Here is an 11,664-nt window from a genome sequence, read left to right as displayed (position 1 = left end):
ACATCCATCTCTCACTGTTTAGTTTTCAAGGATCGCTGCCAGTTTTTGGGCCGCCTGGTTCAGCGGCAGGATTTAGTTTAACATCTTTGTCCCTTGATGTCAACTGGTATTTTTTTACTTTCACTTACTGCCAACATATAAATCACTTGGCACAAACAATAATATAACACTGCTTATTCTTTCAGTCAATAGTTAATTTTAAAAAACTACCAACCGAAAGCAGCAGTGTTAATATATCATGGCCAGTATATTGATGCTAATATAAATCACTTGTTAATATTTAATTTTCCACCTTGGGCTCGGGATGAAATTTAGCCATGGCCACCACTTTATCGCCCGGTGCCAGTCTCATTAAGGTAACACCCTGGGTCGCTCTTCCTTTTACCGGTATATATTTTGTTTCCAACCGGATAATAACACCGTCTGAGCTGACCAGTAAAATTTCTTCATCTTCCCGTACAACATGAAGGTCCACCGTTTCTCCTGTGCGCTGGTTAGTTTTAATATTAATTATCCCTTTACCGCCCCTGGTTTGGCTTCTATATTCATCAATGGACGTGCGCTTACCAAAACCGTTAGCGGTTACCACCAGCATATAGGCATCCTTTCTCACCTTGTCCATGCCTACAACCAAATCATCAGCAGCCAAGTTGATTCCCTTAACCCCTCTTGAAGCACGGCCCATTGCCCTCACATCGGATTCGAAAAATCTAATAGCCAATCCATTTTTAGTTCCCAGTATTACCTCTTCATTTCCATGGGTTAACAATACATTTACTAAGCAATCCCCTTCATCAAGTTTAATAGCTATGATACCGTCCCTTCTTGACGTGTCAAACTCAATTAAAGAGGTCTTTTTTACTATCCCGTGACTGGTACACATAAACAAGAAATGCTTATCATCAAACTGCTGTACAGGTATTACGGCGTTAATCTGTTCATCACTATCCAAATATAATAAATTGACAATGGCCGTTCCTTTGGCTTGGCGGCCGGATTCCGGTATTTCATGGGCTTTTAACCGGTACACTTTACCTTTAGTGGTAAAGAATAAAATAAAGTGATGGGTGGTGGTGGCAAATACATGTTTTACAGCATCTTCTTCCTTGGTCACCATACCGCTTATACCGCGCCCGCCGCGGCGCTGACTGCGATATGTATCCAAAGGAATACGTTTTATATAACCGTAGTTCGTCAGTGTAATTGCCACATCTTCTTTAGGTATTAAATCATAATCTTCAAAATCAGTTTCTTCATTGACGATAATAGTACGGCGTTTGTCAGCATATTTTTTACTGATCTCAGTTATTTCAGCGTCAATTATTCCTAAAACCTTCTTTTCATCTGCCAGTATTGATTTTAAATAATCAATTTTTTCCAGTAACTCTTTATACTCTGCCTCCAATTTTTCTATTTCTAAACCGGTAAGGCTGCGCAATCTCATTTCCACAATGGCTTCAGCCTGTTTAGCACTTAACTCAAATCTCTTAATTAACCCTTCCTTGGCCTGGGAAGTTGTTTTTGAAGATTTAATAATTTGAACAACCTCATCAATATTGGCCACTGCAATGCGCAGACCCTCCACTATGTGAGCCCTGGCCTCAGCCTTGTCTAATTCATATTTGGTACGTCTTACAATTACCTCTTTTTGGTGCTCCAGGTAATAAAATAATACTTCTTTAAGATTTAAAACACGGGGAGTTCCGTCAACCAGCGCCAGCATAATTACACCAAAAGTATCCTGCAGCTGGGTTTGCTTATATAACCGGTTTAAAATTACTTTGGCATTGGCATCCCTGCGCAGCTCAATAACCACACGCATACCGGTGCGGTCAGACTCGTCACGCAGGTCTGTTATGCCATCTATTTTCTTATCTTTAACTAAATCAGCAATTTTTTCAATCAAGCGTGCCTTATTGACCTGATAAGGTAACTGGTCAATAATAATTGCCTTTTTACCCTTCCCTATGTCTTCAATAACAGCATTGGCTCTAATTGTTATCGAACCCCTGCCTGTGCGGTATGCTGATTCTATCCCCTTCCGGCCTAAAATTTTTGCCCCGGTGGGAAAATCCGGCCCCTTGATTACCGTCATCAGCTCATCTATAGTTGTATCGGGATTCTTTATCAACATTTTAACCCCATCCACAACTTCAGCCAGGTTATGGGGAGGAATGTTGGTAGCCATTCCCACAGCAATACCGGCAGAACCGTTTATTAACAAATTTGGTATTCTTGAAGGCAGTATTACCGGTTCTTTTTTTCTTTCATCGTAGTTGGGAACAAAATCAACAGTATCCTTGTCAATATCCCTAACCATTTCCATGGATATTTCAGCCATTCTAGCCTCGGTATAACGCATGGCTGCAGCGGCATCCCCGTCCACCGAACCAAAGTTACCATGCCCGTCCACCAGGGGATAGCGGCAGGAAAAATCCTGCGCCAACCTTACCAGAGTGTCATAAATGGCTGCATCACCATGGGGGTGAAAATCAGACATTACTTTACCAACAATGTTAGCGCACTTACGATGCGGCCTACCAGGATACAAACCCAACTCGTACATACTATAGAGAATGCGGCGATGGACAGGTTTCAAACCATCCTTTACATCCGGCAGCGCCCTGCCCACAATAACACTCATGGCGTAATCCAGGTATGACTGCCGCATCTCTTTATCAATATCTATTGGTAAAACTTTTCCGGTCAATTCAGGCATTCTTTCACCTCATAATAACTATACATCTAAATTTCGTACTTTTTGGGCATTTTCTTGAATAAAATTCCTGCGCGGTTCAACCTTATCTCCCATCAGCATGGTAAACAGCTGGTCTGCTTCCACAGCATCTTTCAAATCAACCTGCAGCAGTGTGCGGCGTTCCGGGTTCATGGTGGTATCCCACAACTGGTCAGCGTTCATCTCACCTAAACCCTTGTAACGCTGGATAGAAATATTGTCCTTACCAATTTTCTTCAGCAGCTGCTCCAATTCCCGGTCACTGTAAGCATAATGCTCAGATTTCCCTTTTTTAACTTTATACAGCGGCGGCTGGGCAATAAACAGGTAGCCGGCCTCAATTAGCGGTCTCATATACCGGTAAAAGAAAGTTAATAAAAGGGTTCTAATATGGGCACCATCCACGTCGGCGTCAGTCATAATAATAATTTTATGGTAGCGGGCTTTCTCTTTATCAAAATCGTCACCTATACCGGTGCCCAGCGCCGTTATCATCGCCCTGATTTCTTCATTGTTCAATATTTTGTCCAGCCTTGCCTTTTCCACGTTTAAAATTTTACCCCTTAAAGGTAAAATGGCTTGAAAACGGCGGTCGCGGCCCTGCTTCGCCGAACCCCCGGCGGAATCACCCTCCACAATATATAATTCTGATACCGCGGGATCCTTCTCCGAGCAATCTGCCAATTTACCAGGCAAAGCATTACTTTCCAGGGCACTTTTTCTCCTGGTTAATTCCCTGGCCTTGCGGGCCGCTATTCTGGCTCTTGAAGCGGTAATCGCTTTTTCAATAATTTTTTTGGCCACCGAAGGGTTTTCCTCTAAAAAAGTAGACAAACTCTCTGCTAAAAAAGAATCAACAATTCCCCTTACTTCACTGTTCCCCAGCTTGGACTTGGTCTGACCTTCAAATTGAGGTTCCGGAACCTTAACACTGATCACAGCAGTTAAACCTTCCCTGATATCTTCGCCCAAAAGATTACTTTGGTTGTTTTTTAATAAATTGTGTTTCCTGGCGTAGTCATTTATTACCCTGGTCAATGCCGTTCTAAAACCAACCTCATGGGTTCCGCCGTCAATAGTTCTAATATTGTTGGCATAAGACAGCAAATTTTCAGTATATGTATCATTATACTGAATGGCCAATTCCACCAGCACATGCTCTTTGGCACCATTAAAGTAAATAACTTTATTATTAATAACATTTTTATTTTTATTTAAATGCTTTACAAAATCTTTAATACCACCCTGGTGGTAGAATTTTTTTTCTATATTTTCCCGGTGATCTTTTAAAACAATTTTTATACCCCGGTTAAGGTAAGACAGCTCGCGCAAGCGCTGGGCCAGGGTATCTAAATTAAACTCCAGCACTTCAAATATTTCATCATCCGGCTTAAAGGTTACTTTAGTCCCGGTGCTTTTACTTTCACCGATCACCTCTAACTTTGACACCGGTACTCCTCTTTTAAAGCGCTGGGTATAAATTTTACCTTCTCTGCGTACTTCAACCACTAACCATTCTGATAAAGCATTTACTACCGAAACACCCACACCGTGAAGGCCGCCGGATACTTTATAACCTCCTCCACCAAATTTACCACCGGCGTGCAAAATAGTTAATACCACTTCCACTGCCGGCTTTCCAATTTTAGGATGTATTTCCACTGGAATACCCCGGCCATTGTCAGTAACAGTGACGCTGTTATCTTTGTGTATTTCCACTTCAATATGGTCGCAATAACCGGCCAGTGCCTCATCAATGCTGTTATCAACAACTTCGTATACCAAGTGATGTAATCCCCTGGCACTGGTGCTGCCAATATACATGCCGGGCCTGCGTCTAACCGCCTCTAAACCCTCTAATACTTGTATTTCTTCCGCTCCATAGCGGGTATTAATTGATTCAGCCATTGGCGAACCTCCAATTTTTGTCATCCAAGAACCATATTATACCATATAAAACCATTTATCTCAAGTTATACCCCTTTTACATAAAAATAACCGTGCTAAACCACGGTTGTACTTTCACCTTTCACTGCTTAAAAATATTACGTTTTGCGACCTCTTTTTTAAAGTATTACAGGATATCGGGGATAGATAAACTTCTTTATTGGTTATGATAAAGGTTTTTTCTTTTTCCTCGCTGGATATATTTTTTACAAACCCTTCATCCCGGGCTACTGCCAGAAATTCCCTTGTTGATGATGCCTGCTTTGTTTTTGTATCAAGTATGGCTATAATATCTTTTTTTAAAACCATAACGTCGCCGCCTAGATGAATAAACATTACTGCCCCCCCTTTTTTTACTTAATCAGTAAGATGATATTAACCTACCGTTTTCCACTGTGAACAATCTATACTGCTGATTTAAATCGTGGCTATTAAATTGACTTGTGGTAACAAAAGTCTGTATTCCTTCTCTCGCCTTTGTCAGCAGCATCTCCTGCCTGGTTTTATCAAGTTCAAAAAGAACGTCATCTAAAAGCAGTACCGGTTTTGATTGATATTCCCTTGTCCACAGCGTAACTTGAGCCAGTTTTAAACTAAGTACCACCGTGCGCTGCTGACCCTGCGAACCAAAAATTCTGGCATCTTTACCGTTAATAAAAAAAATTACGTCATCACGGTGAGGCCCCGCCAGCGTTTGGCACCTTTTTATTTCCTCCCCGCGCACCTCTTTTAATACCTGATAAAATCTCTCTTTTAATTTTTTATTATCCACCGGTATTTCAATTTTTAGAGAAGACATATAGCGTATTTCCAGGTTTTCTTTTCCACCTGTCATTAAATTATACCATTTTATAGCCAGCGGAGCCAATTTTTTTAAGATTAACAGCCTTCCCAGCAGCACGCTTGTCCCGCTGGTTACCAGCTGCTGGTCCCAGATTTCCAGCATTGCTGTATCTAAGTTGCTTTTATTTCTTGCATTTTTCAATAACCGGTTACGATGGGATAATACTTTGGCATACTGTTGAATGGAACGCGCATGGGCAGGGTAAAACGATCCTATTTCTTGATCTAAAAATTTGCGTCTTTCCGCCGGTGAGTTTTTAATTAAAGCAAGATCATCCGGAGTAAACAGTATTACTCCGGAATGACGGAGGTCTTTTTTTTTCTTTTCCACTCCGTTAATGAATATTTTTTTATTTCCCGCCTTATTAACTGCCACCGACTGCTTCCACTGCCTGTTTTCCATTGCCACCACATTGGCTACACTGCAGTAGTCGCTCTGCCAGCTTATTACTTCTTTTAAGTTGTTGGTGCGAAATGAACGGCCGCTTAAATTAAAAAAAATGGCTTCTAACAGGTTTGTTTTACCCTGGGCATTAAGGCCGGTAATAATATTCAGGTTTCTATGGGGCTCAAATTCCAAACAGTTATAGTTGCGAAACCATTCCGCCCTGATTTTTAAAATGTGCAATCAGGAACACCTCTTAACCGGTTACTTTAAATTTTCCAACCCCGTCAACTTCAACTACATCCCCGGGAACAAGTTTTCTTCCCCGTCTATTTTCCCGTTCCCCGTTTACTTTGACAAGATTTGATTGAATAAGCATTTTACTTTGGCCGCCGGTGCTGGCAATACCTGCCCATTTTAGAAATTGATCCAGTTTTATTGTTTCTTTTATGTTTATTTCTTTTATCAACGGCGTCACCTCTTAAGCGGTTCGTACAGGTAAAATAAGCGACAGGTAATCATCCTTGGCAACGGGTTTAATAACACCGGGGCTGAGGGGCCCGTTTAACTCAAAATAAATTTCTTCCGCCATTATGCTGCGCAAAACATCTGTTAAATAATGGGCATTGAAGGCAATCTGCATGGCGTCGCCTTCCAAGTAACAGTTTACTTCCTCGTGTATACCGCCGATCTCGGTGTTGGCAGTAACCAGCAGCAATTCCTGTTGAACATCTAATTTTACCGTTTGGTTACCGCTCCTGGTTACCAGTGCTGCCCTTTCCGTTGATTCAAGCAGATCCTTAACTTTAACCCTTAATCTTGATTTATAACTCCTCGGTATTACCTGGTCATAGGCCGGGAACTGCCCCTCAATTAACCTGGAAACCAGCACAGTGTCTTTTAGAGTAAACAGCGCCTGGTTGCCGCCCAGGGTAATTTTTACCGCTTCTTCATTGGCCGCCATTACACGAACCAGTTCTCCCAGGGTGCGGCCGGGTATTATTACCTTTGTACCGGGCAGGTCCTCCGAAAGGTTGATTCTCTTCAATGCCAGCCGGTGGGTATCGGTGGCCACAACAGTTAAACCTTTTTCTGATATTTCAAATAAAACGCCGGTAAAAACAGGCCTGTTTTCATCTGAACCGGTGGCAAATAATACTTGTTTTAGTATTTCTTTTAAAATCTGGGCAGAAATTTCAAAAGATACTTCTTTTTCCACCGTGGGAAAAGAGGGAAAGTCATCGGCGTTGAAACCATGCAATTTAGCCTCCGAAGCGCCGTATTTTATAACCACCGTGTTGCTGCTGGCATCGGAGCTTAAATCTATCGGCACGTCCGGCAGCTTGCGCACAATTTCAGCTATGTACCTGGCCGGTATTACGACAGCTCCCTCTTCTATAGTAGTTACCGGCACACTGCATTCTATACCGATCTCCAAGTCTGTGGCCGTCATTTTCAGGGTGTCATTTTCAGTTTTAAACATAATACCTGATAAAACCGGCAGTGGGTTTTTGAGCGAAACCGCCCTTTGAACCATCTGTACACCATGGAATAATTGATCTTTCGTGGTGTTTATTTTCATAGCAATCTCCTTAATAATAAGATTTTTATTGTAGTAATAGTAATAGAGAGTGTGTTTATGTGGAAATAAGCTAAAGACACCAGGTAAATCAACGTTTGTATTGTTGCTAAACCTGGTGATGAAATTTGAACACTGGTTTATGATTTTTACTCTTGGTTATGTGTTTTCAGGGTTATTTTAGATTAATCCCCATGGTGCTCCACAAATTATTCAGTTTAAATTGCACCACTGTGATTAATTTTTGATTTTTTTAATTAAGGCATTGATGGTATTCTGCAGTTCCGTATCCTGTTTCATTTCACCGGTGATTTTTTCATAAGCGTGCAGCACCGTTGTGTGATCTCTTCCGCCGAAATCTTCGCCTATTTTAGGCAGCGACATATCGGTGAGCTCCCGGCATAGATACATGGCTATCTGCCTGGGAAAGGCTACGGCACGGGTTCGTTTTTTGGCTTTTAAATCTTCGGGACGTATTTTGTAATGCTTGGCCACAACCTGCTGAATTAAATCTACCGTTATCGGTTTTGGTTTGCTTGGCGGTAAGATATCTTTTAAAACATCCGCTGCCACTTCCGGCGTTATCGGACTGTTAGTTAAGGAGGCATAGGCGATAATTCTTATTAATGCTCCTTCCAGTTCGCGGATATTTGAATGTATTTTGTCTGCTATGTAAGATATTGTGTCATCGGGTACTTTCAGCCCCTCCAGCTGTGCTTTTTTGCGTAAAATTGCTATTCTGGTTTCGTAATCAGGGGGTTGAATATCGGTAATAAGACCCCATTCAAACCTGGAGCGCAAGCGGTCTTCCAATGTAGGGATACTTTTTGGCGGTCGATCACTGGAAATGATCAACTGTTTGTTTGCTTCGTATAAGGTGTTAAAAGTGTGGAAAAACTCCTCCTGTGTTCTTTCTTTACCGGCTAAAAATTGAATATCGTCTATCAGTAATACATCTATTTTTCGATACTTATTTCTAAATGAAGCTGGGTCATCATCTCTAATAGAGTTTATTAGTTCATTGGTGAATTTTTCGGAAGTGACATAAGAAATTTTAAGGTCATTGTTATTGTTTTTAATGTAATGGCCAATGGCATGCATGAGGTGGGTTTTACCCAATCCCACACCGCCGTATATAAATAAAGGGTTATATGCTTTGGCCGGTGTTTCTGCCACTGCCAGTGAAGCGGCGTGGGCAAACCTGTTGCTGTTACCCACCACAAAGGTATCAAATGTATATTTAGGGTTTAGGGGGGTGGCGCTGTTATCCACATGTTCACTTGTTCTTTTATTAACATTATTAACATCAGAAGTTCCCATCATTGCTTCGGGAACTTCGCTTGCTAATATCAGCTGTACATTGATTTCTTTATGTAGTATTTCTGCAAAGGCCTGCTTTATTAATGGTGTATAGCGTTCGTCTAACCAATCCTTTGAAAAATGGTTTGGTACTTCTACCAGTATTGAACCGTTATACCAGCCCAGGGGAGTTAGGGATGATACCCACGTTTCAAAAGATTGCTTATTTAATCTTTTTTCCAGTAAAGAAAGAACACGCTGCCAGTTTTCCACAACCTCATGTTTTAACATGGTTACCTCCAGAAAATAAGTAATCATATTACTTTTCCAAGCTTTTTAACACCTGTCAACACACTTATACACAGATTTATTCACAGGCTGTGTATAAAAACAAAAAAATAATTTACGGCAACACAATAATAACAGAACTACTATAAGTTATCAACAGGTTTTTAACAACCAATAAAGTTATTCACAGGTTGCTATTTTCTTGACGTTTTATTATCATTTATATATAATTAATGCGTATGTCCGTAATTTTTTACTGGTGAAATGTGAAACTAGGCAGGCGGTAAAAAATAGGCCTTTAGCCGTGGGACACACGGTGTTAGCTTGGGAACTGTACTAAATTGCTGGAACAGCAGAACCAAGAATTCCCTGGTTTTTAGCCATGGGAAGTTGTTAATATGGTGATAAATATTAAGGGGGGGTGCAGAAATGAAAAGAACATATCAACCTAAAAGACGTAAACGTCAGAAGCTGCATGGTTTTAGGAAAAGAATGTCCAGCCCGGGCGGACGGAACGTGTTAAAGCGGAGAAGACAAAAAGGTAGAAAGAGACTCTCAGCTTAAGGCCGCTTCATCTGGTGGCCTTTTCCAATTTTGTATAACAGTTATTAAAGTTGGTAAACCTAGTATTAAAGGCACATAATAAATAGTATGAATAATACAAATAGTAAGAAACTTGTAAATTTAAAAAGAAATACAGAATTTAGAAGGGTATATAAATACGGGTATTCTGCTGCGGATAAATACCTGGTTATTTATAAGTTGAAATCCGGCAGTGATTTGGTACGTGTTGGTTTTACAATCAGTAAAAAATTAGGTAAGGCTGTAGTAAGAAATAAAATCAAAAGAAAATTAAAAGAAATATGCCGGTTAAATGTAGAAAAATTTGATGCCGGATATGATTATGTGATTATTGCCAGGATACCCGCCCGGGAGTGTACTTACAAACAGCTGGAGTACAGTGTATTTAATGTATTAAAAAAGTTAAAGAAAAATAGGAGATGAAAAATTGATTAAAAAAGCGGTGCTGATATGCCTGTGGGTGTATCAAAGGATAATTTCACCGTTAAAACCGCGCACTTGTAGATTTTACCCTACTTGTTCCGAGTATTCGATACAGGCTGTACAAAAATACGGAGTATGTAAAGGCTTGTGGTTAACAGTAAAAAGGCTTTTGAAGTGCCATCCCTTTCACCCTGGTGGTTATGATCCAGTTTAATTTGACCTGCAGTTTTATAAGGAGGCGTGAGTTTTGTGGCAAGCCCTTGTTGATGGAATGAGGATTGTTATCGACTCATTATATGCTTTTACCGCCGTCATAGGAGTGCCCAGTTATGCCCTGGCCATTGTATTGTTAACGGTGGTTGTTAAAGTGGCGTTATACCCTTTAAGTAAAAAGCAGATGAAATCGATGAAAATGATGCAGCAATTAGCTCCTAAAATTAAAGAGATACAGGATAAGTATAAAAATAAAGACCCGCAGAAAATGCAGCAGAAGATTATGGAGCTGTATAAACAGCATAATGTTAACCCGGCAGCCGGGTGTTTACCCATACTAATTCAGATGCCTATTTTGATAGCCCTGTACCGGGCGCTGCTGAACTATGATTTTATCAATCATGAGCATGCGTATCTATTTGGTATTTATTTAGCTGAAAAAGATCCCACATTTATATTGCCGGTATTAGCTGCGGTGACAACTTTTTTACAGTCTAAGTTGACTACCAATACTGCTGATCAAACGCAGAAAACCATGTTGTACACCATGCCTCTTTTTCTTGGATGGATAGCTGCCACTGTGCCATCGGGTTTGGCTTTATACTGGGTGTCATTTAACGTTGTGGGTACGATACAGCAGTACCATATCAATAAGCAAGTCTTGGCTACAGAAAAGGGGGTAGCTGAGAATTGAGAACTATAGAGGTATCCGGTAAAACCATCGATGATGCTCTTAAGCAGGCTTTGAGTGAACTAGGTGTTTCCATGGAAGATGTGGAATATGAAGTGTTGGAAGAGCCGTCCAAGGGTTTTTTAGGAATATTTGGTGCTAAACCGGCAAAAATTAAAGTTACAGTAAAAGAAAAGCCTGCAGAAAAAACAGCTGAATTACTGAATAAAATCATTACCGCCATGGGTTTATCTGTGAATCTGCAAATTGATGACAGTGGAGAAATGATAAAAGTTAACATGCAGGGAGAAGATTTAGGGGTTTTGATAGGACGCAGGGGAGAAACTCTGGATGCCCTGCAGTATATAGTTAATTTGGCTGTTAACAAAAATATGGAAAAAAGGCAGAAAATTATTTTAGATGTAGAGGGTTATCGCAAACGTAGAGAAAATACATTGTATAAGCTTGCTTATAAGTTGGCTGATAAAGCAAAAAGACGGGGTAAAAGTGTGGTGCTGGAGCCGATGAATTCACACGAAAGGCGTATAATTCACACCGCTCTTCAATCCCGTAATGATATATATACCTTTAGCGAAGGGGAAGAACCCTACCGTAAAATTGTAATTACTCCTAAAAAATAGTATATATTATCACTGGAGTGTTTTATTGAGAAAGCACAGCGGGCTAATTTAGATGTG

Annotated in this window: 12 protein-coding genes; 5 read left to right on the top strand and 7 right to left on the bottom strand. The window is 40.6% G+C overall.

What is annotated here, in order from left to right; all coding sequences use genetic code 11:
* Positions 1-280: 280 nt before the first annotated feature.
* The 7 genes from gyrA to dnaA form a co-directional block, all read right to left on the bottom strand.
* On the bottom strand, positions 281-2,719 hold the full coding sequence (gyrA, locus tag JOC37_RS11080; protein WP_204618921.1) for a DNA gyrase subunit A: 2,439 nt from the start codon (positions 2,717-2,719) through the stop codon (positions 281-283).
* 18 nt (positions 2,720-2,737) lie between these two features.
* Positions 2,738-4,645 (bottom strand): DNA topoisomerase (ATP-hydrolyzing) subunit B, encoded by a 1,908-nt coding sequence (gyrB, locus tag JOC37_RS11075; RefSeq protein WP_204618918.1) that lies wholly within the window; start codon positions 4,643-4,645, stop codon positions 2,738-2,740.
* Between the two features lie 114 nt (positions 4,646-4,759).
* Positions 4,760-5,020, bottom strand: a complete 261-nt coding sequence (gene remB / locus JOC37_RS11070; RefSeq protein WP_204618915.1) for an extracellular matrix regulator RemB — start codon at positions 5,018-5,020, stop codon at positions 4,760-4,762.
* A gap of 25 nt (positions 5,021-5,045) precedes the next feature.
* The gene (recF, locus tag JOC37_RS11065; RefSeq protein WP_204618913.1) at positions 5,046-6,155 is read right to left on the bottom strand and encodes a DNA replication/repair protein RecF; all 1,110 of its coding nucleotides are present in this window, start codon (positions 6,153-6,155) and stop codon (positions 5,046-5,048) included.
* A 13-nt stretch (positions 6,156-6,168) separates the two neighbouring features.
* On the bottom strand, positions 6,169-6,378 hold the full coding sequence (gene yaaA / locus JOC37_RS11060) for a S4 domain-containing protein YaaA (protein WP_204618936.1): 210 nt from the start codon (positions 6,376-6,378) through the stop codon (positions 6,169-6,171).
* Between the two features lie 15 nt (positions 6,379-6,393).
* Positions 6,394-7,494, bottom strand: coding sequence for a DNA polymerase III subunit beta (gene dnaN, locus JOC37_RS11055; protein ID WP_204618911.1), 1,101 nt, complete (start codon positions 7,492-7,494; stop codon positions 6,394-6,396).
* A 234-nt stretch (positions 7,495-7,728) separates the two neighbouring features.
* The gene (gene dnaA, locus JOC37_RS11050) at positions 7,729-9,081 is read right to left on the bottom strand and encodes a chromosomal replication initiator protein DnaA (RefSeq protein WP_204618909.1); all 1,353 of its coding nucleotides are present in this window, start codon (positions 9,079-9,081) and stop codon (positions 7,729-7,731) included.
* A gap of 426 nt (positions 9,082-9,507) precedes the next feature.
* Here dnaA and rpmH point away from each other — a divergent pair, with 426 nt between their 5' ends.
* From rpmH to jag, 5 genes are all read left to right on the top strand, one after another.
* Positions 9,508-9,642, top strand: coding sequence for a 50S ribosomal protein L34 (rpmH, locus tag JOC37_RS11045; RefSeq protein ID WP_204618907.1), 135 nt, complete (start codon positions 9,508-9,510; stop codon positions 9,640-9,642).
* Between the two features lie 87 nt (positions 9,643-9,729).
* Positions 9,730-10,083 carry a ribonuclease P protein component gene (rnpA, locus tag JOC37_RS11040; RefSeq protein ID WP_204618905.1) on the top strand — a complete coding sequence of 118 codons (354 nt, stop codon included), beginning with the start codon at positions 9,730-9,732 and terminating at the stop codon, positions 10,081-10,083.
* A gap of 7 nt (positions 10,084-10,090) precedes the next feature.
* On the top strand, positions 10,091-10,297 hold the full coding sequence (yidD, locus tag JOC37_RS11035; RefSeq protein ID WP_420797298.1) for a membrane protein insertion efficiency factor YidD: 207 nt from the start codon (positions 10,091-10,093) through the stop codon (positions 10,295-10,297).
* 33 nt (positions 10,298-10,330) lie between these two features.
* Positions 10,331-10,990 (top strand): YidC/Oxa1 family membrane protein insertase, encoded by a 660-nt coding sequence (locus JOC37_RS11030; RefSeq protein WP_238480888.1) that lies wholly within the window; start codon positions 10,331-10,333, stop codon positions 10,988-10,990.
* Positions 10,987-11,607 (top strand): RNA-binding cell elongation regulator Jag/EloR, encoded by a 621-nt coding sequence (gene jag / locus JOC37_RS11025; RefSeq protein WP_204618902.1) that lies wholly within the window; start codon positions 10,987-10,989, stop codon positions 11,605-11,607. Before JOC37_RS11030 ends, jag begins: the two co-directional genes overlap by 4 nt.
* Positions 11,608-11,664: the final 57 nt, after the last annotated feature.

The sequence above is a fragment of the Desulforadius tongensis genome (genome assembly GCF_016907915.1).
Taxonomy (GTDB): Bacteria; Bacillota; Desulfotomaculia; order Desulfotomaculales; family Desulfohalotomaculaceae; genus Desulforadius; species Desulforadius tongensis.
This window is presented reverse-complemented; position numbering and strand designations above follow the sequence as displayed.